The organism is Sphingomonas sp. P4_D12 (assembly GCF_056401895.1).
In genome coordinates this window covers 440,975-465,500 of the sequence record NZ_JBFUIL010000001.1, presented here as the reverse complement: position 1 = coordinate 465,500, position 24,526 = coordinate 440,975, and the positions used below count along the sequence as shown (strand labels likewise).

The window sequence follows — 24,526 nt, the reverse complement described above, 5'->3', positions numbered from 1 at the left end:
TGCGCGCCTAAAAAGACGCATTGATCGACCACCAAAACAGCGTCGGACGAGGCATCGAGCCTCGCCCGACGCTAAACCCACCCCTTAATCCCCTCCCTGCAAGCAGGGAGGGGAGCCCTAATTCACCCCTCCTACTTCGTGGGAGGGGCTTTTTGTTTGCCCGCCCTCCCCCTACAGCCCTCCCCATGACCGATACCCCTGCCCGCCCCGCGCTCGCTTATCATCTGACCGTCGGCAAAGGGCCGCCGGTAGTCTTCCTGCCCGGTTATGCTAGCGACATGAGCGGGTCGAAGGCGGTCGCGCTGGAGGAGTGGGCGAAGGCAGTCGGCCGGACCTATCTGCGCTTCGATTATGGCGGCTGCGGCGCGAGCGAGGGGGACTTCGCCGATCAGACGCTGACCGGCTGGCGCGACGACGTGCTGGCGATGCTCGACATGCTGGCCGAACCGGCGATCCTGGTCGGATCGTCGATGGGCGGCTGGATCATGCTGATGATCGCGCGCGACCATCCCGAGTTGGTCGCGGCGTTGGTCGGCATCGCGCCGGCGCCCGACTTCACCGACTGGGGCTTCTCGATGGAGGAGAAGATGAAGCTGCTCCAGGACGGCCAGTTCGAGCGGCCGTCGCCTTATTCGGACCAGCCCACCATCTATACCAGCCGCTTCTGGCAGTCGGGCGAGGCGTCGCGCCTGACCGCGTCGACGCTGGCGATCGACTGCCCGGTGCGCATCCTCCACGGCTGGGGCGATCGCGACGTGCCGCATGAGCGCACCGTCCATCTGGCGCGGATGATCCGTTCAGCCGATGTGCAGCTGACCTTGATCAAGGACGGCGACCACCGGTTGTCGCGCGACCAGGATATCGCGCTGCTGATCCGGACGATCGAAGGACTGTCACCGCACTCATGATCCTGCTCCCGCTGATGTTCCAGGTCGGGTCTACCCCGTCGCCGCTGTCGCCGAACGACCAGCGTTACGCTGCCTGCGTCTCCCTGGCGACGAGCGATCCCAAGGCGGCCGAAGCCGAGGCCGATCGCTTCCGCATCGCCGGCGGCGGCGCCAAGGCGCGACAATGCCAGGGCATGGCCTATGCGCAGGAATCGCGCTGGGGCGACGCGGCGACCGCGTTCGAGGGTGCGGCGCGCGATGCCGATGCGGCCCGCGATCCGCAGGCGGCGCGTTATTGGGCGCAGGCCGGCAATGCCTGGCTGGCGGCGGGCGACGCGGTCAAGGCGCAGACCGCGCTGACCACCGCGATCACCGCCGGGACGCTGGACAATTTCGGCCGTGGTGAGGCGCTGCTCGACCGCGCCCGCGCCCAGGTCGCGGCCGGGCGCCTCGCCTCGGCGCGCGGCGACATCGATGCCGCGCAGGAAGCGACGCCCAAGGATCCGCTCGCCTGGCTGTTGTCGGCGACGCTGGCGCGCCGGATGAACGACTTGCCGCGCGCCCAGACCGATATCACCGAGGCGCTGAAATTGTCGTCGGACGATGCCTCGGTCCAGCTCGAGGCCGGCAATATCGCCGCTTTGTCGGGCGATGCCGATGCGGCGAGGACGGCGTGGCAGGCCGCGGCCAAGCTCGCGCCGGGTACCGCGACCGCGGACAATGCCCGCGCCGCGCTCGCCCAGTTCGATACGCCGGCACCGGCAACGCCGGCAGCTCCGAGCCCGGCGCCAGCCAAGAAACCCTGACCGCGGGACTCCCCTCCCTTTTAGGGAGGGGCCGGGGGTGGGTGCGCGCGTCTGCGCGCCCACAAAGACTCAAATGCCGACCGCAAAACAGCATCGGACGAGGCATCGAGCCTCGCCCGACGCTGAACCCACCCCTTAATCCCCTCCCTGCAAGCAGGGAGGGGAGAACTGAATGTCGATCGCCCTGACCGTCATCTCGTACTGGCGCCGCCGCAGCCGCTTCCCTATCTCCCCGTTGCACTACCAGCAGGGAGAAGAAGGATGAAATATCTCCACACCATGATCCGGGTCAGCGATCCGGACGCGACGGTGCGGTTCTTCGAATTGCTGGGGCTGAAGGAAGTGCGCCGGTTCGACAATGAGAAGGGCCGCTTCACCTTGATCTTCCTCGCCGCGCCCGAGGATATGAACGAGCCCGGCCAGCGCGCCGAGGCCGAAGTCGAGCTGACCTATAACTGGCCGCCCGAAGACGGCGAGGCCGAGCTTTATTCGGGCGGGCGCAATTTCGGCCACCTCGCCTATCGCGTCGACAATATCTACGAGACCTGCCAGCGGCTGATGGACGCCGGCGTGACGATCAACCGTCCGCCGCGCGACGGCCACATGGCGTTCGTCCGCACCCCCGACAATATCTCGATCGAGTTGCTCCAGAACGGCGTGCTCGAGCCGGCCGAGCCCTGGGCATCGATGTCCAATACGGGGGAATGGTGACCCGGTGAGTGCGGCGACCGATCGCTTCCTGGCGCTGACTGGCGCGCGGCTGCCGCTGGTCCAAGCGCCGATGGCCAATTTCGCCGGCGGCGCGCTGGCGATCGCCGCGCTCAAGGCGGGCGCGGTCGGATCGCTCGCCTGCGCGGTGCTGTCGCCCGAGCAGGTCGCGGCCGAGGTTGCAGCGATCCGGGCGGCGGCAACGGGGCCGCTCAACGTCAATTTCTTCTGCCACAAACTCGGCCCGCAACCGAACGAGAGCGCCTGGCATGCGGCGCTCGCGCCCTTCTACCAGGCGGAGGGGGTCGCCCCACCCGCCCAGCCACCGGTGTTGCGCAAGCCGTTCGACGCGGCGATGGCCGAGGTGATCGAGGCGGTGCGGCCGGAGATCGTCAGCTTCCATTTCGGCCTGCCCGAGCGCGACCTGCTCGATCGCGTCCGGGCGACCGGCGCCAGGATCTTCGGCAATGCGACCAATGTGATGGAGGCGCAGTTTCTCGCCGGCGCCAAGGTCGACGCGATCGTCGCCCAGGGGTTCGAAGCGGGCGGCCATGCCGGGCATTTCCTGATCGGCCATCGTCCGATCGGCGTGCTGGCGCTGGTGCGGCAGATCCTGAAGGACGTGGACCTGCCGGTGATCGCGGCGGGCGGCATCGCCGATGTCGGCGCCGCCCGGGGCGCGACAGCGGCGGGCGCGGCGGCGGTGCAGGTCGGTACCGCCTATCTCCGCACCCCCGAAGCGACGACCAGCGCGGTGCACCGCCGGCGGTTGGCCGAGGCCGGGCCGGAGGATAGCGTCTTCACCAACCTGTTCTCCGGCGGGCTCGCGCGGGGGTTGCACAACCGGCTGATCGAGGCGCTGGGCCCCGTCAGCGAGCTTGCCCCGCCTTTCCCTTATGCCAGTGCCGCGCTGGCGCAATTGCGCGCCAAGGCCGAAGCCGAGGGCCGCGGCGACTATTCGCCGTTATGGGCGGGGCAAGGCGTCCGGCTGGTGGGCGACGAACCCGCCGAACAATTGACCGCCAGGCTCGGCGCCGCGGCGCTGGAAGGAAGCAGGATATGAGCAAGCTCGACATCGTTCGCATTGCCGCGCTCAGCGACAATTACATCTGGTTGGTCCACGATCCCGACAGCGGCGAGACGATGGTGGTCGATCCCGCCGAGGCTGCAGGCGTTGAGCTTGTGCTGGTCGAACGCGGCTGGCGGCTGACCGCTATCTGGAACACGCACTGGCACCCTGACCACACCGGCGGAAACGCCGATTTGAAGGCCGGTTGGAACGTGCCCGTAATCGCGCCCGCCGCCGAAGCCGCGAAGATCCCGACCGCCGACCGGCTGGTCGCGGAAGGCGATATCGTGATGCTCGGCGCGCACGCTGCCACGGTGCTCGAAACCCCCGCGCACACCGCCGGACACATCACTTATCATTTCGCCGATGACGGCGCCGTCTTCACCGGCGACACGCTGTTCGCGATGGGATGCGGCCGCTTGTTCGAAGGCACCGCTGAGCAGATGTATGCCAATATGCAACGGCTGGCCGACTTGCCGCCCGAGACATCGGTCTATTGTGCGCACGAATATACGCTGTCGAACGCCCGCTATGCGCGGGTCGCCGAGCCCGACAATGACGCGATTGCCGATCGCCTGGGCGAGGTGGAAAAGATGCGCGAGCGTGGCGAGGCGACGGTGCCGACGACGATCGCGCTGGAACGCGCCACCAATCCGTTCATGCGCGCACAATCGATTGAACAATTTGCCGAAAGGCGAGCCTCTAAGGATGTATTCCGCGGCTGAACCGGTGTAGGATCGGGCCGAGGGGATGCGAAGGAGCCGCTTATGCGTAACCGTATCTTTCCGCTCGCGTCGTTGTCCGTAGCGGCAATCGCGCTGTCGTCCTGCGCGATGACGCCCGCCGAGACCGCGCGCGCCGCCGATGCCAAGGCCGCGACCCAGGCGGCACTGGGCAAGGAACTCGCCGGGCTGACGCCGACCGAGACCACGGACTGTATGTACAGTTATCAGTCTTCGTCGCTCAAGGCCTATGGCGGGACCCTGGTCTATAGCGTCAGCAAATCGCTCAAATATGTCAATGACACGGGCGGCGGCTGCGAAGCGGTCGAACGCGGCGACATTCTGGTCACCAAATCGCCGAGCGGGCGGCTATGCCGCGGCGATATCGCGCGCACGGTGATGCAGGGATCGCACATGCCGTCGGGCAGCTGCGCGCTGGGATCGTTCACCACCTATCGCGCGAAGTGACGCCATGCGTATTGCATTGATCCCCATCGCCGCACTCGGCCTGATCGGCGCCGCCGCACCCGCCGCCCCGCGCCAGGAAACCGTAGAGAGCGCGCTTGCCGGACGAATTGCGGGCAAGCCCGTCGATTGCGTCGACCATTCGCGGCTCGACGGCCCACAAGTCATCGACGAAAAGACGCTGATCTATCATGAATCGGGCCGTCGTATCTGGCGTAACGACCTGATCGGGGAGTGCCGTGGCCTCAAGCCGATGGACACGTTGATCGTCGACGTCTTCGGCACCCAACTGTGCCGCAACGACCATTTCCGCGCGCTGACGCCCGGCACGACGATCCCCGGCGCGATCTGCCGGTTGGGCAAGTTCACGCCCTACGACAAGCCGGCCAAGGCGAAGTAGAGTCGATTCCCTCCCAGCCGTCATCCCGGCGGACACCCTCGTCAATCCGACGTTGGCCTCAGGCGGTCGCGCGATGCTGCTCGAGATCCCAGCTTTCGCTGGGATGACGAATAGGCCGGGATGACGAATTGGCGTTGAATGTCGATCCGTTCTGGTGTTGCAACCTTGCCCCGCACCCCGCCCCTCGTCAAAGCACGAAGCGGCTGAGGTCGGTGTCGCGCGCGATCGAGGCGAGTTGCTTGTCGACATAGGCGGCGTCGATCGTCAGGCTGGTGCCCGATCGGTCCTCGGCGTCGAAGCTCACTTCCTCGATCAGCTTTTCCATCACCGTCTGCAGCCGCCGCGCGCCGATATTCTCGACCGCGGCGTTCACTTCGGCGGCGATCTTCGCCACCGCGCGGATGCCGTCGTCGGTAAAGTCGATCGTCACGCCTTCCGTCGCAATCAGCGCCTTATACTGTTCGGGCAGCGACGCCTTGGTATCGTTGAGGATGGCGACGAAATCGTCCTCGGTCAGGCCCTTCAGTTCGACCCGGATCGGCAGGCGCCCTTGAAGCTCGGGCAGCAGGTCGGACGGCTTGGCGACGTGGAACGCCCCGCTCGCGATGAACAGGATGTGGTCGGTCTTCATCGGGCCGTATTTGGTCGCGACCGTGGTGCCCTCGATCAATGGCAGCAAGTCGCGCTGCACGCCTTCGCGGCTGACCGAGCCGCCGCGCACGTCACTGACCGCGATCTTATCGATCTCGTCGAGGAACACGATCCCGTTGGATTCGGCATCGATCAGCGCGACCCGCGCAACGTCTTCCTGATCGAGGCGCTTGTCGGCTTCCTCCTCGACGAGCTTGTCCCAGGCCGAGGGCACGGTCAGCTTGCGGCGCTTCATCTGGCCCTGGCCGAATGCCTTGCCCATCATCTCGCCCAGATTGATCATCCCGACCTGGCCGCCACCGGGAATCTCGAACGGCATCTGGGGTGCTGCCTCCAGTTCGACCTCGATCTCGGTCTCGTTCAGATGGCCGTCCTTGAAGCGCTGGCGGAACGCCTCGCGCGTCGCGGTCGAGCTGTCGCGCCCGGTCAGCGCGTCGAGCAGGCGGTTCATCGCCGCCTCCTCGGCTTTGTCCTTGACCGCGACACGGCGGCGCTCCTTCTCGAGCCGGATCGCTTCTTCGACCAGGTCGCGGGCAATCTGTTCGACGTCGCGGCCGACATAGCCGACCTCGGTGAACTTGGTCGCCTCGACCTTGACGAACGGCGCATCGGCAAGCTTGGCCAGGCGGCGCGAAATCTCGGTCTTGCCGCACCCGGTCGGGCCGATCATCAGAATGTTCTTCGGCGTCACCTCGTCGCGCAGATCGGCCGACAGCCGCTGGCGGCGCCAGCGGTTGCGCAGCGCGACGGCGACCGCTTTCTTGGCGTCTGTCTGGCCGATGATATGCGCGTCGAGTGCGGCAACGATCGCCTTGGGAGTCAGTTTGTCGTTCATGTTCTTCTTCTTCAGCCCCCCCCTCCAGGGGAGGGGTAAGGGGGTGGGGGATATCTCGTAGAGTGGGTCGCTTGCGACTGCCCCACCCCAACCCCTCCCCTGAAGGGGAGGGGCTTAGGTCAGGTAGCGCTGTCGAGGCTCTCCAGCGTCAGCCGGTCGTTGGTGTAAACGCAGACTTCCGCGGCGATCTTCATCGCCTTGCGGCAGATCGTCTCGGCATCGTCCTCATATTCGACCAGCGCGCGCGCGGCGGCGAGCGCGTAATTGCCGCCCGATCCGATCGCGGCGATCCCCGCTTCGGGTTCGAGCACGTCGCCATTCCCGGTCAGGATCAAGGTCACGTCCTTGTCGGCGACGATCATCATCGCTTCCAGGTTGCGCAGATATTTGTCGGTTCGCCAGTCCTTGGCGAGCTCGACCGCGGCCCGCATCAGCTGGCCGTTGGCGCGTTCGAGCTTGGCTTCGAGCCGCTCGAACAGGGTGAAGGCGTCGGCGGTCGCGCCGGCGAACCCGCCGATCACGCTGCCGTCGCCCAGGCGGCGCACTTTCTTGGCATTGGGTTTCATCACCGTCTGGCCGGCGCTCACCTGGCCGTCGCCAATGACGATCACTTTGCCGTTCTTGCGCACGGAGAGAATTGTCGTGCCGTGCCACGTCATCTTGTCGCTCATGCCTGCGGATGTAGTCATCGGTTGCGCGCGCGCAACATCACGCTCCCAGCGGCGGCAAAACGATGGTATCATCGCCGGGACGTGCTGCCGTTACGGCAGGCGATGTCGGGTCGATCCAATAAATAGGCCGCCCAACGCGGCAGAAGGTGACGGTAGCGGCGCGCTTCGGCGCGGAAAAGAAAGGGGTTTCAACACCATGGCGAGCGAATTTCCCAAGGACATCGGGCAGCCTCCGGTCGGTGGTGGCGGCATGATCGGGCGCATCCAGCGGCTGATATTGAAACCCAAGGACGAGTGGCCGGCGATCGACGCCGAACCGATGACCGTCCAGGGAATCCTGACGAGCTGGGTGGCGCCGCTCGCCGCGATCGGCCCGATCGCCTCGATCATCCAGCAGCAAGTCTTCCCAATGCGCTTTTTCGGCGTCGCCTATCGGCCGCCGATCATCGGATCGGTCGTTTCCGCGGTGCTGATGTGGGTGCTCGTCATCGGCATGGTCTATGTTTGGTCGCTGATCATCGACGCGCTCGCGCCGAGCTTCGGCGGCACCAAGAATCCGATCTCTGCCCTTAAGGTCGCAGCTTTCTCGGCAACGGCAGGCTGGATTTGCGGCATTCTCGGCATCCTGCCGTTCCTTGGCCTGCTTGCGATCCTCGGCGCGATCTACAACATCTATTTGCTGTGGATCGGCGGACCGTTGCTGATGAAGGTCCCGCAGGACAAGGCGCCAGGCTTCGTGATCGTCAGCATCATCGTCGGAATCGTCGCGAATATAATCGCCGGGTATATCGCCCTCGCGATCGCCGGTGCGATGTTTGCCATGACGCCGGGCGTCGGCAACTTCGGAAGTCCGGGCGGCGGCTCGATTTCGGTCGGCGACTCGACATACGATACCGGCAAGCTGACCGATTCGGCGGCCAAGATAGAAGCCGCTGGCAAGACGATGGAAGCATCGCTCAAGGGTGGCGACGGCGCGGTCAAGGCGGTCGATCCGGGCGCGCTCCAGAATTTGCTGCCCGGCTCGATCTCGGGCTGGAACCGCACCAGCGTCGAGAACCAGGGCGGCGCTGCGGCCGGCATCGGCGGCAGCAACGCGCGCGCCGAATTCCAGTCGGGTGACCAGAATTTCAGTCTCTCAGTCACCGACACCGGCGTCCTCGGCAACATCGCAACCCTGGGCGGCGCGCTGAACACGTCGTCCAACAAGCAGACCGCGACCGGCTATGAGAAGTCCGAAATGCAGGGCGGCAACATGGTCGAGGAGAAGTGGGACAACCAGTCGAAATCGGGCAGTTACTCAGTGCTGGTCGCCAGCCGCTTCTCGGTCGAGGCGAGCGGCTCTGCGCCCAGCATCGACACGCTGAAATCCGCGGTTGCCTCGGTCAATCTCGGCCAATTGCAGTCGATGGCGAAGTGAGCAGCCGAGCGCGCGTCCGCATCACTCGATCCTGCAGGCGAGCCCGATGAGGCTCCGCATCATTCTGGCCGGCGCCATGCTCACCATCGGTGGCTGCGAAGCCGGCAACGATAATCAATCCGCCGACGATCGCGGGCCGACCACCACCACTGCGGTTGCGGGGGCCGGCGGCGCCCCGGCCGATTGCAGCAAGCTGCCCGATTTCGTCCCGCTCTATGCCGATGCCCGCGTCGAAACCTGCGTTTCGGGCCTCGCCGGCGAACCGCGTCGCGAGAGCGGAACGGTGGTCTATACGACCGGCGCCACGCCCGACGCGATCATCGCCTGGTACAAGGACAAGGCCGTGCTCGACGGCCTCGTCCCTGCTCTGGCGACCCCCACCCTGTTCTCCGCACGTGACGGCGGCAAACGGTCGATGATGGCGATGGTCGAGACCGTCCGCGACGCGACCAAGGTCACGCTCAATTGGGGGCGGGATACCTGAAATTTCCTGGCTCCTCCCCTTCAGGGCAAGCCGGGCTTTTTCGTGTAAGGTCCCCACCCATGACGGGCACAGCCGCCATTCTCGGCATTCCGGTGCCCTCCACTGACCCGGCGTTTCTATCGGTCGTCGTCATCCACATCGGGTTCGGGGTCGGCGCTGTTGTCGCGGGCTTTTTAGCAATGATGAGTAGAAAGGGCCTTGGCAGACACGCTAGTTGGGGGAAGGTCTATTTCTGGTGCCTCGCGGGCCTGTCTGTCACGATGACCGCCCTTTCGGCCATCCGATGGGCAGAGGATTATCCTTTGTTCATTTTAGGTGCGATGGCGCTTGCGAGCGCTTACTCGGGACGCCGATTGCGCCTCCATCCGCGACTACATCTCACTGCGATGAGCGCGTCATACATCTTGATGTTGACCGCCTTCTACGTCGACAACGGCAAGGCGTTGCCGCTGTGGAAGGAGCTTCCCCAATTCGCCTTTTGGATTATCCCCACTGCCGTTGGAGTGCCGTTGGTCATCTGGGCGTGGTTTCGGCATCCGCCGACTGTGAGTCACACAGATATATAGGCCCGTGAAGGGGAGGGCTTTTTATGTATCAGCCCGCCAGAACCCCGACCAACAGCTTCACGTTCAGCACGACGATCGCCGCCGTGACCGCCCAAGCCGCGACGCGCAGCGCCCAAGGGCTGGCGAACTCGCCCATCATCCGTCGGTCGCCGGTAAACATCACCAGCGGAACCACCGCGAATGGCAGCTGCAGGCTGAGCACGACCTGGCTCAGCACCAGCAGGCTGGTGGTCGAGCCTTCGCCAGCGATCCCGATCACCAATGCCGCCGGTACGATCGCCAGCAGGCGCGTGACGATGCGGCGCAACCAGACCGGTAGCCGCAAATCGAGGAACCCCTCCATCACGATCTGCCCCGCCAGCGTGCCGGTGATGGTCGAATTCTGCCCCGAGGCGAGCAGTGCTAGCGCGAACACAACGCTCGCCGCCCCCGCGCCCAGCATCGGCGACAGCAAGCGGTGCGCCTGCTCGATATCCGCGACGTCGGCGCGGCCCGCCGCGTGAAACACCGAAGCCGCCAGGATCAGGATCGCCGCGTTGATCAGGAACGCCAGCCCGAGCGAGACAATCGTGTCGACCGTGGCCAGCCGGATCGCCCCGCGCTCGTCGCCCGCCGCGACCCGGCGCGTCTGCACCACCGAGGAATGGAGATAGAGATTGTGCGGCATTACCGTCGCGCCCAGGATGCCGATCGCAATGTAGAGCATCGCCGGGTTGGTGACGATCTCGGGCCGCGGCACCAGCCCGCCGGCGACCGCCCCCCAATCGGGCCGCGCCAGCCACAATTCGTAGGCAAAGCACCCCGCGATCACGACCAGCAGCGTGGCGATGAACGCCTCCAGCTTGCGGAAACCAAACCGTTGCAGCGAGAGCAACAACAGCACGTCGAACGACGTGATCGCCACGCCCGCCAGCAGCGGCAGCCCGAACAGCAATTTGAGCGCGACCGCGGTGCCCAGTACTTCCGCCAGATCGCAGGCGATGATCGCCACCTCGCACAGCAACCACAGCACGATCGTGGTCTTGCGCCCGTATCGCGCGCGGCACGCCTGGGCGAGGTCGAGCTTCGCCCCGATGCCGAGCCGCGCCGACAAGGTCTGGAGCAGGATCGCCATCAGGCTCGACAGCAGAACGACCGCGAGCAAGGTGTAGCCGAACGCCGATCCACCGGCGAGGTCGGTCGCCCAATTGCCCGGATCCATATAGCCGACCGCGACCAGATAGCCTGGCCCGATGAAGGCGAAGAACCGGCGCCAGGCACCCGTCGCCGGCACCGCGATGCTGGCATGGCTTTCGGCAAGCGACGGCCGCCCCCGCGCGAAAGGCGTGGTAGTGCTGATCGCGTCGCTGTTCGGCGGTGGCGTCATTCGGGTCCCTGTTCGCGTCCGCGCAGTCAAAGCCGCACGGCATCGATCGTTCCTAGCGCCGCAATGCCCGCCCCGCCACCGCGTCGAGCTTCGCCAGCAATGCCGGGTCGCGCTTGGTCGGGTCGGTGATCAACGCGACGTCGAGGCAGGTATCGATCGGCGACGGTGTGCGCTGATCAGGCAGCGCCTTGACGAATGCCTCGACCGTGCGGCGCGCGACTTCGCCATTCTTGTGCATCTGCGCGATCACTTCGGCCACCTCGACCGGCGCTTCGCTCTCCCGCCAGCAATCGTAATCGGTCACCATGCCGATCAGCGCGTAGGGGAGCTCGGCCTCGCGTGCGAGCTTGGCTTCGGGCATCGCGGTCATACCGATCACGTCAGCGCCCCAGTCGCGATAGAGCAGGCTTTCGGCGCGGGTCGAGAATTGCGGCCCCTCCATCGCCAGATAGGTGGCGCCGGTCGCGACCTTGCCGCCCGCCGCCTCGACCGCCGCCGCAGCGAAGCCCGACAGCCGCTCGCACACCGGATAGGCCATGCTGACATGCGCGACCATGCCGGTACCGAAGAAGCTCGACGCGCGGTGCACGGTGCGGTCGATGAACTGGTCGACCACGACGAAATGCCCGGGCGGCAAATCCTCTTCGAGCGATCCGATCGACGAGATCGCCAAGATATCGGTCACGCCCGAGCGCTTGAGCGCGTCGACATTGGCGCGGAAGTTGAGCTCCGACGGCGGGATGGCGTGGCCACGGCCATGGCGCGGCAGGAAGACGAGATTGATCTTGCCGATCCGCCCAAACAGCAACTCATCCGACGGCTGGCCCCAGGGTGTGTCGACGCGGCGCCATTCGGCATCCTCCAGCCCGTCGATCGCATAGAGTCCCGATCCGCCGATGATTCCGATCGTCCAACCGTCGCTCATATCGTCTCCTGTGGGTGCCGATTCGTTGCCTCCTTAGGCGATCAGGGAGCGGGGCGCAGCGCCCGATCGGCATCCATCCGCCGCGATGAACGGTTGGTTCGTCCGGCGGCACAAAGGCCTGCTATGCCCCCGTTTATGCCATCGCCGATGATTCGCCCGCTCCTTCTCGCCCTCGCCGCCGTCACCGCCGCGCTCCCCGCCCCGCTGTTCGCCGCGGCGCCGATCGCCGGCCGCTGGCTGACTGCCGATGGCGGCGCGGTGGTCGCGATCGGCGATTGCGGCGGCACGATCTGCGGCCGCGTCGTCAAGGTGATCAAGGGTCCACCAGCCGGCAAGCCCTGGGTCGATTCGCTCAATCCAGACCCCAAGCTCAAGACCCGCCCGCTGGTCGGCCTGCCGATCCTGACCGAGATGGCTTCGTCGGGCGACGGCTGGAAAGGCAAGATCTACGACCCCAAGAGCGGCAAGACCTACCGCGCCGTGGTCGCGCGTGATGGCGCCAATCTAAAAGTGCAGGGCTGTATCGCGATCTTCTGCCAGACGATGATCTGGACGCGAGCAGCGTAGGCAACCTCCGTTATTAGTTGGCTGCCATTCCCGGTCGTTAAAAATTGTTATCGGGATCCCAGTCTCGGACGCTCGGTGTGACAGGTAAGCCGAGACTCTGCCCGTCCAGCCATTCAACGAGACGGCTATCCATGTTCCGAGCCGCGAGAAGATCCTTGTGCGCGGTCATCATTGCCAGCAGGATCGCTTGAACCTCGTCGACGCCGCCCGCCCGTCGCATCTTCGAGCCCTCGGGCCAATCAATCTGATATCGGCAGAAGAAACTGCCGCGATCCTCGTCAGGCTTGAAGAAGCGACATTCTACGTCGCGCCCATCGACCTTGAACATTCGTCGGGCAATTACCTCATCAGCCACGCGCGTCCTCCATTGAGCTGGCGTAAACACGCCACCGCATGTCAGCAACCGGATCGCCCGTATGCGCTAGATCACGTCCATATCGACCTTGTAATGATGCCACGCCAGGATCGCCGCCGCGCCGCGATGCGGGCGCCAGGCTTCCGCCAGATCGCGCATCAGCTTTTCGGGCGGCCGCTCGTCATGCCCCAGGATGCGGCCGATCTCGATCTGCACCGCCAAATCGCCGGCCGGCCAGATATCCGGGCGTCCTTCGGCGAACAGCAGATAGATTTCCGCCGACCAGCGGCCGATGCCCTTGATCCGCACCAGCTGCGCGATCGCTTCTTCGTCATCCTCGGGCAATTGCGCGAAATCGAGCCGCCCGCTCGTCACTTCCTCGGCCAGGCTGCGCGCATAGCTCACCTTTTGCCGCGACAGGCCGGCAGCGCGGAGTTGCTCGTCGCTTGCCGCGGCAACGGTGACGGGATCGGTCAGGTCGCCGATCTGCGCCTCCAGCTTGTTCCAGATCGATTGCGCCGCCGCCACCGACACCTGTTGCCCGATGATCGTGCGCAGCAAGGTGGCATAGCCGCGGTCGCGCACGCGCGGTGGGGGATAGCCCGCGCGCTGTAGCGCGACGGCGAAGGCGGGTTCGATCGCGGCCAGCGCATCGAGCGCGTCATTCAACGACGTGGTGGTCTGGACCATAGAAACCTTATGCGAAACCTTGATCGATGCGCCCGGGCACGGCATGGCGCCTGACAACCGGACGGAGGAAAGACATGCCCAAGCTTATCGTCGTGACACGCGACGGGGAAGAACAGGAAATCACGGGCGAGTCCGGGCTTTCGGTGATGGAAGTGATCCGCGACGCCGGAATCGACGAGGTTTTGGCGCTATGCGGCGGCTGCTGCAGCTGCGCCACCTGCCACGTCCATGTCGACCCGGAATTTGCGGCCAAACTGAAACCGATGAGCGAGGACGAGAACGATCTGCTCGATTCATCCTCCGATCGCGATGAAACCAGCCGGCTGTCGTGCCAGATCGAGTTTGGCGATCATCTCGACGGGCTTAAGGTGCGGATCGCCGAAGAGGATTAGGCCGCGGCCTCCCATACCCAAACCGTCATGCCGGGCTCGTCCCGGCATCCACCGCGCCTCTGGCTGAGGAAATGGAGCCTCGAGTTCTGCGCTCGCCTCCCGGTGGATCCCGGCACAAGGCCGGGATGACGACGTAAAGACCTACTTGGCAGCTCCCGCAAACCGCACCACCGCCATCGGCGCGGTGGTCGATAGCGGGGTCGCCCTCCACGTCACGGTCTTGCGGCCGTTGGCGACTTTCGCCCCCTCCTCGTTATTCTGGCTGACGATCTCGGCGTCGGTGTCGAGGATGAAGGTGCCGTCGAGCTTGGCCGAGGCCTTGCTCGTGTCCGATCCGGGCATGCCCGCCGAATCCTTCGAATCGTTGGCGAAGCCCGGTGCCTTGACGCGCGCGGTGCCATTGGCGCGGACTTCGACCGCGACGAACGGGATGATGATCCCGGCATCGATGTTGTAGGGGAACAGATAGGTGTGATCGAGCTTCCCGCTGATCTGATAGTCGATCACAAACTTGTTATCACCGACATAGGTGACCTTGCGGAACCCGGCTTCCTTGGACAAAGTCGCGGCCATTTCGCGGTTCTTGGCGTCCGCCGCGGCCTGGGACTTGGCATCGTCCTTCGCGCCGCTCTTGCCATTCTTGTCGCCCTTCTGGCCGCTTTTGTCGAAGCCGATCTGCTGCAACGAGACGCCGTCGGTCTTCTTGGTGTCGTCGTCACCGCCCGACGGCATGTCCTTCATCGCTTCGTTAAGGTCGAAGGCATAGACCTCGCCCTGGTAGCTATAGGTGAAGGTGCGGTCGGCATTGATCGTCAGCGTCGAGGTGAACTTGCCCGGTGCAAGCAGGCAGCCGACCAGCATCAGAGGAACAAGCAACACCAGCGCGAGACGCGTCATCCGTGCCGTCATTTCCGATTCCCCCATCAGTCGCGCGCGGCCACCGCGTAGAGCGCGATCGCGGCGGCATTGGATACGTTCAAGCTTTCAATTCTAGGAGATATCGGCAGGCGCGCAAGCTGATCGCAATGCTGCATCGTGTTGTGCCGCATGCCCTCGCCTTCGGCCCCCAGCACCAAAGCGATCCGCGCCGCGCCGATCACATCGCCCAATGTTTCGGTCGCTTCCCCGGCCAGACCGACGCGCCAGAAACCGGCCTCGGCGATCTCGCCCAGCGCACGCGACAGGTTCACCACACGGACCCAGGGTACGATCTCGAGCGCGCCCGACGCGGTCCGCGCCACGGCGCCCGATTCGGGCGGAGAATGGCGATCCTGGGTGACGATGCCGAGCGCGTCGAACGCCGCGGCCGAGCGCAGGATCGCGCCGACATTGTGCGGATCGGTGACCTGATCGAGCACCACCAGCGGGCGGCGATCATCCTCTCCCTGGCCCTGCTCGAGCAGGTCGCCAAGCCAGATATCCTCGAGCGGCTCGACCTCGATCACCAGCCCCTGATGCGGCGCGTCGCCCGGTACCAGCCGGCCGAGATCGGCGACATCGGCATAGGTAATCGGGATCACAGGCGGGATGTCGAGCCCGGCCAGCGCCTCGCGCGTCGCCCACATCTTCCTGACCGTCCGCTCGGGATTGGCGAGCGCCGCCAGCACCGCATGGCGTCCCCAGAAACGGGGCCGCGACGCGGGCGCCTGGCTCGGACGGTGACCTCTACGCGCCACGACTACGCCGTCACCCCAGCGAAAGCTGGGGTCTCAGGCCGTTGCGCCATCGCTAGAGATCCCAGCTTTCGCTGGGATGACGGCTGAAGATTATTCGTCAGGATAAGCAAATGGATCGCTTTTCGTCGGTTGGGTCGGCAGCGGCGGACGCGGTAGCGCGTCGCCGTTCGCCGCATTCCACAGGAACGCCGCCAGCACAACCGCCGCCTGACGCATGTCGTCGCCCTTCAGGTGATCATAAGTGTCGATCGAGGTGTGGTGGATGCGGCTGCCATAATCGAGCGGATCCTGGATGAACTGGAAACCGGGCAACCCAACCGCTTGCATGAAGACATGGTCGGTGCCGCCGGTCTTGCGGATCACCACCGATGATGCACCCATCGCATTGAACGGCTCCAGCCATTGCTTGAAGATCGGCACTACCGCCGGATTGTTCTCGGCGTAGATGCCGCGCAATTTGCCTGAACCGTTGTCGATATTGAAATAGGCGGCCATTTTCGACCAGTCGGCCTTGGTCGCGATCGGCCAGCGATTGGCCCAGCCCTGATAACGCGCCAGGCCGGTCAGCTTGGGATCGCTGCCGCTGCCGCGGGTCGCGAAATGGTTCTCGACATAGGCCAGGCTGCCGAGCAGCCCCTGCTCCTCACCTGCCCAGAGCGCGAAGCGGATCGTCCGCTTCGACTTGACCTTCAAGGTCGACAGGATGCGCGCGGCTTCCATGATCATCGCGCTGCCAGCGCCGTTATCGGCGGCGCCGTCGCCCGCCACCCAGGAATCGAGATGCGCGCCGGCCATCACATAGCTGCCGTCCTTGGCGCTGCCGGGGATGTCGGCGATGATGTCATAGGCATTGACGTCGCTGTCGTCGAAGCGGACGTCGTTGTTGATCGACACAGTCGGCGCCGCGCCGACGATCGAGAGCCGAACGAGGCGGCGATAATCCTCCGCCGCGATCTCGACGCCCGGAGTCTTTACGGTATCGCCGGCGCCGAACAGATAGCCTTCGCCATGGACCAATTTGCCGTCGAGCCGTGACTTGGTGGCATAAGCGACCGCGCCTTCCTCTTGCAGAAAGGCGTCAAGCTTCTTGGCGAATTCCAGCCGCTTCATGCCACGATCGGCGGCGGCAGGATCGTATTTGGGCTGGACGAACTGATCGAGCTTGGCGAGATCGTCCGCGGTGTAGCGCTTGAACGGCGCATCGCCCGGTTCCGAGCCGTCATCGGGCTTGGTCACCAGCACGATCTTGCCCTTGAGCTTGCCTTTCCACTTGGCGAAGTCGGCCGGGGTCGCGATCGGCGCGACGATCACCTCGCCCGACACCACACCATTGGTCGAGGGCGTCCAGGCGATCGGGATCGCGGTCAGTTGGATCGGGCGCGGGCTGGTCATCCGCACCGACGAGCTTTCGATCCACCAGCCGCGGCCGAACTCGAACCCTTCCTTATGGACGTTGGTCAACCCCCATTCGCTGAACTTGGACGAGGTCCACGCTTCCGCTTTGCGCATATTGGGCGAATTGGTCAGCCGCGGGCCGATCTGGTCGGAGAGATATTCGGCGGTGGTCATCACCTGAGAGCGGTTGAAGCCCTCATCCATGATCCGGTTGACCATCGACAGGTCGTTGGAATGCAGCGACGCGGGAATGGCGACGGCGGCAGCCGCGGCAAAGGCGGCGATCATCTTGCGCATGAACGATTATGCTCCCCGGGGATTGTTATGCGGCGCACGCTATTGCCGCCGCGCGACCCGCGCAAGGGTGTGCCACACATATCGTACGCCTGGTTTCGGCAGCGCCGAAAACGTGCCCCAACCGCGTTGACATGACCGCCCGCCTTGGGCATGGGGCGCCCTCGCTTTTCGAAGCGACCGCCCTTCCCGCGAAGGGCGAAGACCTGGGGACAGGTGGCCGAGTGGTTAAAGGCAGCAGACTGTAAATCTGCCCGTGCAAGCGTACGCTGGTTCGAATCCAGCCCTGTCCACCATTTCCAAATCGACCAAACCCAGCGTCGTCGTCCTGGAGTGTAGGGATCGCTGCCACGCGTTTGTCGATGGACCCATTGCCGGTCCGACCGGTCTCGCGGGCAAGCAGACCCAAAGTAACGATACGCGATCGAGCAACGCCGCCAGACACGAACACTCCCGCGCCCAGTAAACAGTTGTAACGCGGGGCTAACATGACGACCGCGTCGTTGTAGGCCGCTTTCCAGCTCTGTTGATAAGTACTTGCCTGGCACGGATCGAACTATCGGGGTGGCGGTGCGCTCCTCCGGGTTCGGACCTTCGTTGCGCGGTGATGTACGGTTGGAAAGGTCGCCGATGCTCACGAGCCGTTCGCCCGACACTCCGATCGCCGCGATCGTCGAGGACATGCCGCTTCTCCGAATTCAGACGCGCGAGGCGGTCGAGGAGCTGGGATTCGAGGCGAGAGACGCGGCCAGCGTGACCGAAGCCCTCTCGATCATCGAGGCGATGACCCGACCCCTTTCGTTATTGGTCACCGACGTCGAGATGCCGGGCGAACGCCATGGCCTGGGTCTCGCCTGGGAAATTCACGAACGGTGGCCGCTAACGCGCATCCTGGTCGTTTCCGGTAACAGGTCTTTCGCAGCGGAGCGGCTGCCTCCTGGGGCGCTCTTTCTTGCCAAGCCATTTGGAGCGGTGCGATTGAAGGCGTGCATACACGCCTTGTTCGAGGGGCCGCGACACGGACCTATGCCTGCCCCTTCGGGCCGGTCGGATTTGACCAAATACTGTTGATGCGTTGGGGCGCATACCACGATGCCGGCGAATGTCGCCACGACGGCTTTGCGCGTGGATCAAGGCCCCAAGACGTAGCGGAAACTCGCCCGGGCGTTACAACTGTTTACAAGCCCGCGATTGTCGCTCTTCGGCCCCGTTGCTAGCAGCGGCGCATGTCGCGGAACAGCACCCCTTCCAGGAGAGTGAACCACCGGCCGCCAAGCGTGACGCCATCGCTCGGAGCGTTCCGTGCAGGGCAACACGACAATGGCTTGTCCGATTTCAGGCGGATGGCAGGGGCGCTTATGGCTGAGCCCTATTGAGTTCGCGCAAGGGCCTGGCATGCGAATCGCGGTAGTCGACGACGATGAAAGCGTGATCGAATATGCTTCGGCAGCACTCGCTGGCGCGGGGCATTCGTGCACGGGGTTTCGCAACGGCGCCTCTCTTCTCGCCGCATTGCGAAGGCAGACTTTCGACCTGATCCTGCTCGACTGGAATCTGCCCGACAGCTCCGGGATCGAACTGCTGCGATCGATCCGCGATGCGGTTTCGCGCGCAACGGCGATCATCATGCTCACGAGCCGGTCGGACAAGGACGATGTCGCCGCGGCGCTTCATGCCGGAGCAGACGACTATGTCGTGAAACCGGAAACCGGCACGGTCATCGTGGCGCGGGTACAGGCGGTGCTTCGCCGCGCGATGCCCGCGGCCGCGCAAAACCGCGTTCTGCAATTCGGAATCTATGCCTTCGACCGCCTGACAGAACGGGTGAGCATCGGCGACGAGGAAGTCGCGCTGAGCGCGAAGGAGTTCCAGCTCGCGCTGGTCCTTTTCGAGAACATGCACCGCGCACTGTCGAGGAGCTATCTGCTGGAGACGATCTGGCAGAGCGCCGCCGACCTCTCGACGCGAACGCTCGACATGCACGTCTCCCGGATACGAACGAAGCTCAAGCTAACCCCAGAGAACGGCTACCGAATCGTGGCCATATCTGGCTATGGTTATCGCTTGGAGCGTTTCGGGGCAGAAAATTGAGCATCTTACTCGCGGTCGCCGCGCACGCCGCCGCCATCGCGCCCGCCCAACCGCAGAATGACGATATCTGGTATGTCATCCGGCGAGGTGACACGCTCTACGGGCTGAGCCAGAGCTTTCTCGTGCCGGAGCGCCGCTGGGAGGCGCTGCTCCGGCTGGCGGCGATCCGCGATCCGAAGCGACTGCCCGTGGGCCGCAAGCTGCGTATCCCACGAACCTGGCTGCGCTTCAAAGTCGAGCCGGCACGGCTGGCCGGCTACCGTGGCACCCTGAGTCTGTCGATGAGCGGCCGGACGATGGCGCCCTCCGTTGGCATCGCCATCGGCGAAGGTGCCGAAATCGCCACTGCGGGCAACAGCTTCGCGACGCTCATGCTGGCGGACCGCTCGCAAGTGGTGATCCCGTCGCAAAGCCGGGTACGTATTCGGGAGCTGCGGCGGATCCTGCTGACCGGGGCGATCGACTATCGCATCGACGTCGAACAGGGCCGGCTCGAGACCAAGGTCACGCCGCTGGAGCAACCATCCGGTAGATACCAGATCCGTACGCCGATCAGCATGACTGCGGTCCGGGGAACGGAGTTTCGCGTCTCCTTCGAAGACCAACGCCGCGCGGCAGCCACCGAAGTCCTGGCGGGAACGGTGACGTTTTCGCCATCGCAGAGCGAGACGGGGTTGAGGCTGGAACGCAGTTTCGGCGCCACACTCGATCGGGAGGGCGGATCTCGCGTCGAAAAGCTGCTCGCCGCTCCCGACCTCGAGGAGCCGCCGGCATTGCAGACGAAGGACGCAGTCGAGTTTCGAGTGCGCAAGATGGAAGGCTCACTACGCTACAGGGCCGTGATAGCCTCCGACGCGGGCTTCATCGACAACATTGCCGAGCAATTCTCCAACGATGGCGCGTTCGCGCTGGCGGACATACCCAACGGCAACCTCTTCGTCCGCGTTTCCGCGATCGCCCCGAGCGGCCTCGAAGGAATGGCGCAATCCTACAGCTTCCAGCGTCGGCTCGCCTCGATACGCGGCAGCGTGGAACCCCAGGACGACGGCTATCGGTTCCGCTGGGCCGGGGCCGGCGCCGGCGTGCGCCGATACCGCTTTCAGCTGAGGCGGGATACGCCGCAGGGCGCACTCGTCGTCGACGAGGTGGCGCTCGCACGCGATGCGCTCACGCTGCGGCGGCTGAAGGCGGGCGTCTATTACTGGCGGGTTGGCCTCGCCCAGCTCGAAGACGGCGAACTCACCGAGTCCTGGACGGAACCGGAAAAGCTCACGGTCACCGATCCTTCTCGATCGCCGCGAGGCTGACGAGGTGTTCCGGCGGCTGTTAGTCGAATGGTGCGCCGTCGCCTTGCTGGTGCTGGGCCTCACGCTCGGCCTTACCCTGATCGGAGCCACGTCCAAGGCGGATGACGCGATCTATGATCAGATCGTGCAATTGCGCGCGCCGCCCGCCTCGGAGCGGATTCTTCTGGTCACGATCGACGATGCGAGCCTCGCGGCGCTCGGGCATTGGCCTTGGCCGAGAACCGTTCATGCAAAGGCGATCCAGGCCATCTCGGCGGCTCGACCGGCGGCAATCGCTTATGACGTGCTCTTCACCGAGCCCGCACGCGCGCCAAAAGAAGATGCGGCGCTTGCCGCGGCCTTCAGCGATGCGAAGAAGGTCACGCTGCCCATTCTTTTCGAGGCGCCGGGTGCGAATGGTCGTCCGTTCGACACGGTGCTTCCCATCCCGCCGATCGCTCATGCGGCGGCGGCGCTCGGGCATGTGGCGCTCCCTCAAGAGGCGGACGGCAAGGCGCGAGCTGCATTGCTCCAGGTGAACGACGGATCGCGCGCCTGGCCGCATCTGGCCGAACAGACGTTCCGGCTGGCGTACGGACGGTCGTCACCGGCATGGCGGCGCAGCGTCCGGCGAGGCGACATGTCGGTGCTGGTGCCGTACCGCGAAGCGGGCGCCTACCGCACCGTGTCCTTCAGCGATGTACTCGCGGGTCGGCTTCCGCCAGCCTTTATCCGCGATCGCATCGTGCTCGTCGGCGCGACCGCTGGGGGCCTTGGGGACCGTCATGACGTCGCCGGGGCCGGTACGCTGGCAGGGATCGAGATCCAGGCGAACCTGCTGAACGCGATGCTGGCCGACCGGTTCGTGCGGGAGGCGCCGCTTCCACTGCGTCTCGCGATCGGAGCGTTGCCCGCTTTCATCCTATTGCTCCTGTTCTGGCGCCTGCGACCCTCTGCAGCATTGGTGGCATCGCTCGTGATGTTCGGGCTCGTCGCTGCCGTGCCGGTCCTGCTGGTCGCCATCGCGGGCCTGTGGATCCCGCCCGCGACGGGCCTGGTCGGCGTGCTGTTCGTGTATCCGTTATGGGGGTGGCGGCGATTGCACACGATCGACAAGGCGGTCGCTCGCGAATTGTCCCAATTGTCGGACGACCTCGGCGGCTGGGTGGCGCCGACGATAGACCGGCTGGACCATCCGGGACGCAACGCACTCGCGTTGAGCGGCTCGATCACTGCGCTTCGCGACCTGAAAAGGCTCGTTGCGGACACTGTGGAGGGAGTTGCCGATCCTCTGATCGTCACCACGATGGAGGGCGATGTCCTGGTCGCCAATCGGCACGCGGAGGCGCTTCTCTCGCAGAATGCCAGCGTTCGCGATGCGCTGTACGGCCTGCCCGCTACCAACGATCTGATATCGGCGGATGGACGACATTTCTCGCACCGCCGCACGCCGCTTACCGGTGCCGACGGCGCACGACGCGGCTGGATTCACTTGCTGGCGGAAATCACGGGTATCAGGGCGGTCGAGCGGGATCGCGAGCAAGCACTCGAATTCCTGAGCCACGATATGCGCTCGCCGCAAGCGTCGATCCTCACATTGCTGGAGGGATCGGAAAAAAAGGGCATCGGCGCGGATGCGGCAGACAAGATCGCTTATCATGCCAGGCGTACTCTCAACCTTGCCGAGAATTTCGTGCAGCTTGCCCGGCTGCGCGAGACGCCCTTCACCCCGGAAGAAACCGACCTTCATGACTGCCTCGCGGAGGCAAGCGACGCATTATGGCCGCTGGCGTCGAAGAAAAGCGTCTGGATCGTCGCGCCACCAGCCGATCCCTGCTACGTGGCAGGAGAGCGCCACGCCCTCACCCGCGCCTTGCTGAACCTGCTCGACAACGCCGTCAGGTTCAGCCCTCCCGGCGCGAAGATCAGATGCGGGATCGACCTCGTGGAAACCACAGGCGCATCGCTGTTCGAGCTTTGGATCGAGGACCAGGGTCCGGGCATATCGGAGGAGCGGTTGACGGATCTGACCAGCCGGTTCGGCCCGCTGGCGGCGACCGGGCCGGGTCTCAGCGTCGGTCTCGGCCTCGCTTATGTCCGGACCGTTGCCGAACGCCATGGCGGCAGCGTGCGATACGAGGCGGTGTCACCCCATGGATCGCGCTTCATTTTCACGATCCCGGCGCTTAGAGCGTGATGTCCCTCATCCGTTGACGGCGGTCCGCACGAGTTCGGGTAATATCTTCGCCGGCGAGCCGCCGCAGTGACGCGCCGCCGCGGCGTTTCGGAACAATAACGAGCCATTGGTCCGGTCGATCATTCCGACCGTCAAGACATAGCGTTGCGGCCGGCAGAAGACGATGGGGTGCATCGTGCCCTTCACGCTTTCCGCGCTACTTTCTGGCCGCTGGACCTCGACATCGGGCGGCGCGCTCGCGAGACCGATCTCGAGCCGATAACGACCGTTCGGACTTTCGCGGTATCCTTTGCCGGCCAGAGCCGCGCGCACCAGCTCGGACGCCTCCATCACAGTGCTGCCGGCATCCCCTGGCGCTGGCGCGAATGTATAGCTGGCATCTGTCAGCCGCGCTCCCGCGGGCGGTAGCGCACCTTGCCGGCTCAGCGGGGAAGTGCACGCGCCGACGAGGGACAGCGCGGCCGCTGCGATCAACCGTGCTGTACGCATTACCTTCTCCGTGACCCCGCGTCCGGCCCATAGACGAAACAACGGCTTAGCCTCAACTCGGCGGGGCCTCGAAGGGCTCAGATCCGAGGCCGGTTGGACTACTTGCTCCATTTCGGATGGATCGGGTTGTGTTCTGGCCAACGCTCGACGAGGTCCTCATCTATACTGATATATGGGGGAAAATCGGATGAAGAAGGTTGGATTGATGCTGCTCGCGACGATGCTGGTTGCTGGCTGCGGACAGCGAGTGAATACGTCGAGCCCGGATGCGTACAGCAAGAGCATCGAAGCGATGGTCAAGGACATGTCCGCCGACAAGCAGGCCGCGCTCAAGGATTCGCTGATCGCGATCACTTTCAACACCCCCGAGCCCGAGACAGGCATCTGGTCGCAGGCCGAGCCGACCGCGCCGGTCTTTCTCGGCGCCAAGGACAAGATCAACGGACTGACCGCGGACCAGATCATCAAGCTCGGCTATCAGACCCGGATCAAGCTGCTCGATCAGAAGATCGCCGACGACGCGGCGAGCGCGCAACGCTATCAGGCGGCGCGTGCCAAGGTCGCCGACGTGTTCCAGGGCGTGAAGATCGACAATGCGCAATATCGCGTCGACAAGGGCGCTATCGACATCGATCGGCCGCAGATCATGCTGCATATCACCAACGGATCGAAACGCCCGATCAAGACGATCTATGTGAAGGGCATATTGACCTCACCCGGCCGTGCCGTGCCGTGGATTTCTTCGGACTTCAATTACGAGTTCCCGGGCGGCCTGGAACCGGGCGAATCGCAATCGCTGACCCTGGAGCCGAACATGTTCGGCGACTGGAAGCCGCAGGACAGCTTCGCCCACCGCGCCGATCTCCACCTCGATTTGACGCTGATCAACGCGGCCGGCGCCGACGGGACGATGTTGATCGACGAGACTATGGTCGACGACAAGACCGCCACCGCCGAGGCGACCAAGCTCCAGGGCGAGCGCAACGATCTGGCCGCCAAGCTCGCCAAGCTCTGATCGCGGCGCGCGGCCGAGTATTCGGCCGCCGGCTACTCGACGATCGGTGCCGCGCTCTGCCGGTTGACGCCGGCGGAGGCGGCGCTCCGTGCCCGCCGCTCCGGGTT

The 24,526-nt window shown here is 64.9% G+C and carries 27 protein-coding genes and 1 tRNA gene; 18 read left to right on the top strand and 10 right to left on the bottom strand.

The window, feature by feature from the left end:
- Nucleotides 1-185: 185 nt before the first annotated feature.
- From AC1DSD_RS02185 to AC1DSD_RS02155, 7 genes are all read left to right on the top strand, one after another.
- Nucleotides 186-908 (top strand): alpha/beta fold hydrolase, encoded by a 723-nt coding sequence (locus AC1DSD_RS02185; RefSeq protein WP_478028104.1) that lies wholly within the window; start codon nt 186-188, stop codon nt 906-908.
- Nucleotides 905-1,693 carry a tetratricopeptide repeat protein gene (locus AC1DSD_RS02180; RefSeq protein ID WP_478028103.1) on the top strand — a complete coding sequence of 263 codons (789 nt, stop codon included), beginning with the start codon at nt 905-907 and terminating at the stop codon, nt 1,691-1,693. The genes AC1DSD_RS02185 and AC1DSD_RS02180 overlap by 4 nt, the downstream gene beginning before the upstream one ends.
- Before the next feature lie 261 nt (nt 1,694-1,954).
- Nucleotides 1,955-2,404, top strand: a complete 450-nt coding sequence (locus tag AC1DSD_RS02175) for a VOC family protein (protein ID WP_478028101.1) — start codon at nt 1,955-1,957, stop codon at nt 2,402-2,404.
- Between the two features lie 4 nt (nt 2,405-2,408).
- Complete coding sequence (locus AC1DSD_RS02170) at nt 2,409-3,464, top strand: NAD(P)H-dependent flavin oxidoreductase (RefSeq protein ID WP_478028099.1); 1,056 nt, start codon at nt 2,409-2,411, stop codon at nt 3,462-3,464.
- Entirely contained in the window at nt 3,461-4,195 is a 735-nt protein-coding gene (gene gloB, locus AC1DSD_RS02165) for a hydroxyacylglutathione hydrolase (RefSeq protein ID WP_478028098.1), read from the top strand. Before AC1DSD_RS02170 ends, gloB begins: the two co-directional genes overlap by 4 nt.
- A 42-nt stretch (nt 4,196-4,237) precedes the next feature.
- Nucleotides 4,238-4,660 carry a hypothetical protein gene (locus tag AC1DSD_RS02160; RefSeq protein ID WP_478028097.1) on the top strand — a complete coding sequence of 141 codons (423 nt, stop codon included), beginning with the start codon at nt 4,238-4,240 and terminating at the stop codon, nt 4,658-4,660.
- A gap of 4 nt (nt 4,661-4,664) precedes the next feature.
- Nucleotides 4,665-5,057 carry a DUF6491 family protein gene (locus AC1DSD_RS02155; RefSeq protein ID WP_478028095.1) on the top strand — a complete coding sequence of 131 codons (393 nt, stop codon included), beginning with the start codon at nt 4,665-4,667 and terminating at the stop codon, nt 5,055-5,057.
- Nucleotides 5,058-5,244: 187 nt separating this feature from the next.
- Here the strand turns inward: AC1DSD_RS02155 and hslU are convergent, their stop codons facing one another.
- Nucleotides 5,245-6,543: an ATP-dependent protease ATPase subunit HslU gene (hslU, locus tag AC1DSD_RS02150; RefSeq protein ID WP_478028093.1), complete on the bottom strand. Its 1,299-nt coding sequence runs from the start codon at nt 6,541-6,543 to the stop codon at nt 5,245-5,247.
- Nucleotides 6,544-6,662: 119 nt separating this feature from the next.
- Nucleotides 6,663-7,232, bottom strand: a complete 570-nt coding sequence (hslV, locus tag AC1DSD_RS02145) for an ATP-dependent protease subunit HslV (RefSeq protein ID WP_478028092.1) — start codon at nt 7,230-7,232, stop codon at nt 6,663-6,665.
- Between the two features lie 178 nt (nt 7,233-7,410).
- Between hslV and AC1DSD_RS02140 the strand changes: the two genes are divergently transcribed.
- Genes AC1DSD_RS02140 through AC1DSD_RS02130 form a run of 3 tightly spaced genes read left to right on the top strand, consistent with a single transcriptional unit; the run spans nt 7,411 to nt 9,681 of the window.
- Nucleotides 7,411-8,631, top strand: a complete 1,221-nt coding sequence (locus tag AC1DSD_RS02140; protein WP_478028090.1) for a Yip1 family protein — start codon at nt 7,411-7,413, stop codon at nt 8,629-8,631.
- A 46-nt stretch (nt 8,632-8,677) separates the two neighbouring features.
- A complete protein-coding gene (locus tag AC1DSD_RS02135) occupies nt 8,678-9,115 on the top strand; it encodes a hypothetical protein (RefSeq protein WP_478028088.1) in 438 nt (145 codons plus the stop codon).
- Between the two features lie 59 nt (nt 9,116-9,174).
- Nucleotides 9,175-9,681, top strand: coding sequence for a hypothetical protein (locus tag AC1DSD_RS02130; RefSeq protein WP_478028087.1), 507 nt, complete (start codon nt 9,175-9,177; stop codon nt 9,679-9,681).
- A 28-nt stretch (nt 9,682-9,709) separates the two neighbouring features.
- Here the strand turns inward: AC1DSD_RS02130 and AC1DSD_RS02125 are convergent, their stop codons facing one another.
- Together AC1DSD_RS02125 and AC1DSD_RS02120 are read right to left on the bottom strand one after the other, a co-directional pair.
- Nucleotides 9,710-11,047, bottom strand: coding sequence for an Nramp family divalent metal transporter (locus AC1DSD_RS02125; protein ID WP_478028086.1), 1,338 nt, complete (start codon nt 11,045-11,047; stop codon nt 9,710-9,712).
- A gap of 52 nt (nt 11,048-11,099) precedes the next feature.
- A complete protein-coding gene (locus AC1DSD_RS02120; protein WP_478028084.1) occupies nt 11,100-11,972 on the bottom strand; it encodes an S-methyl-5'-thioadenosine phosphorylase in 873 nt (290 codons plus the stop codon).
- Between the two features lie 147 nt (nt 11,973-12,119).
- Between AC1DSD_RS02120 and AC1DSD_RS02115 the strand changes: the two genes are divergently transcribed.
- A complete protein-coding gene (locus tag AC1DSD_RS02115; protein WP_478028082.1) occupies nt 12,120-12,539 on the top strand; it encodes a DUF2147 domain-containing protein in 420 nt (139 codons plus the stop codon).
- A 37-nt stretch (nt 12,540-12,576) separates the two neighbouring features.
- Here the strand turns inward: AC1DSD_RS02115 and AC1DSD_RS02110 are convergent, their stop codons facing one another.
- Nucleotides 12,577-12,894: a DUF6968 family protein gene (locus AC1DSD_RS02110; RefSeq protein ID WP_478028080.1), complete on the bottom strand. Its 318-nt coding sequence runs from the start codon at nt 12,892-12,894 to the stop codon at nt 12,577-12,579.
- A gap of 66 nt (nt 12,895-12,960) precedes the next feature.
- Nucleotides 12,961-13,584 carry a DNA-3-methyladenine glycosylase family protein gene (locus tag AC1DSD_RS02105; protein ID WP_478028078.1) on the bottom strand — a complete coding sequence of 208 codons (624 nt, stop codon included), beginning with the start codon at nt 13,582-13,584 and terminating at the stop codon, nt 12,961-12,963.
- Between the two features lie 74 nt (nt 13,585-13,658).
- Here AC1DSD_RS02105 and AC1DSD_RS02100 point away from each other — a divergent pair, with 74 nt between their 5' ends.
- Nucleotides 13,659-13,976 carry a 2Fe-2S iron-sulfur cluster-binding protein gene (locus AC1DSD_RS02100; RefSeq protein ID WP_478028077.1) on the top strand — a complete coding sequence of 106 codons (318 nt, stop codon included), beginning with the start codon at nt 13,659-13,661 and terminating at the stop codon, nt 13,974-13,976.
- A 141-nt stretch (nt 13,977-14,117) separates the two neighbouring features.
- On the opposite strand, the gene AC1DSD_RS02095 is transcribed toward AC1DSD_RS02100, so the two are convergent.
- From AC1DSD_RS02095 to AC1DSD_RS02085, 3 genes are all read right to left on the bottom strand, one after another.
- Nucleotides 14,118-14,885 carry a hypothetical protein gene (locus tag AC1DSD_RS02095; protein WP_478028076.1) on the bottom strand — a complete coding sequence of 256 codons (768 nt, stop codon included), beginning with the start codon at nt 14,883-14,885 and terminating at the stop codon, nt 14,118-14,120.
- A gap of 14 nt (nt 14,886-14,899) precedes the next feature.
- Nucleotides 14,900-15,652 (bottom strand): 23S rRNA (guanosine(2251)-2'-O)-methyltransferase RlmB, encoded by a 753-nt coding sequence (gene rlmB / locus AC1DSD_RS02090; RefSeq protein WP_478028074.1) that lies wholly within the window; start codon nt 15,650-15,652, stop codon nt 14,900-14,902.
- Between the two features lie 90 nt (nt 15,653-15,742).
- Nucleotides 15,743-17,344 carry a M20/M25/M40 family metallo-hydrolase gene (locus AC1DSD_RS02085; RefSeq protein WP_478028072.1) on the bottom strand — a complete coding sequence of 534 codons (1,602 nt, stop codon included), beginning with the start codon at nt 17,342-17,344 and terminating at the stop codon, nt 15,743-15,745.
- A 207-nt stretch (nt 17,345-17,551) separates the two neighbouring features.
- Here AC1DSD_RS02085 and AC1DSD_RS02080 point away from each other — a divergent pair.
- From AC1DSD_RS02080 to AC1DSD_RS02060, 5 genes are all read left to right on the top strand, one after another.
- Nucleotides 17,552-17,637: transfer RNA gene (locus AC1DSD_RS02080), tRNA-Tyr, on the top strand.
- A gap of 334 nt (nt 17,638-17,971) precedes the next feature.
- Nucleotides 17,972-18,412, top strand: coding sequence for a response regulator (locus tag AC1DSD_RS02075; protein WP_478028070.1), 441 nt, complete (start codon nt 17,972-17,974; stop codon nt 18,410-18,412).
- Nucleotides 18,413-18,643: 231 nt separating this feature from the next.
- Nucleotides 18,644-19,432, top strand: coding sequence for a response regulator transcription factor (locus AC1DSD_RS02070; protein ID WP_478028068.1), 789 nt, complete (start codon nt 18,644-18,646; stop codon nt 19,430-19,432).
- The gene (locus AC1DSD_RS02065) at nt 19,429-20,739 is read left to right on the top strand and encodes a FecR family protein (RefSeq protein ID WP_478028067.1); all 1,311 of its coding nucleotides are present in this window, start codon (nt 19,429-19,431) and stop codon (nt 20,737-20,739) included. The genes AC1DSD_RS02070 and AC1DSD_RS02065 overlap by 4 nt, the downstream gene beginning before the upstream one ends.
- A gap of 4 nt (nt 20,740-20,743) precedes the next feature.
- A complete protein-coding gene (locus AC1DSD_RS02060) occupies nt 20,744-22,915 on the top strand; it encodes a CHASE2 domain-containing protein (RefSeq protein ID WP_478028066.1) in 2,172 nt (723 codons plus the stop codon).
- Nucleotides 22,916-22,921: 6 nt separating this feature from the next.
- Here AC1DSD_RS02060 and AC1DSD_RS02055 read toward each other — a convergent pair whose 3' ends face one another.
- Nucleotides 22,922-23,404: a hypothetical protein gene (locus AC1DSD_RS02055; RefSeq protein WP_478028064.1), complete on the bottom strand. Its 483-nt coding sequence runs from the start codon at nt 23,402-23,404 to the stop codon at nt 22,922-22,924.
- Between the two features lie 187 nt (nt 23,405-23,591).
- Between AC1DSD_RS02055 and AC1DSD_RS02050 the strand changes: the two genes are divergently transcribed.
- A complete protein-coding gene (locus AC1DSD_RS02050) occupies nt 23,592-24,419 on the top strand; it encodes a hypothetical protein (RefSeq protein WP_478028063.1) in 828 nt (275 codons plus the stop codon).
- Nucleotides 24,420-24,526: the final 107 nt, after the last annotated feature.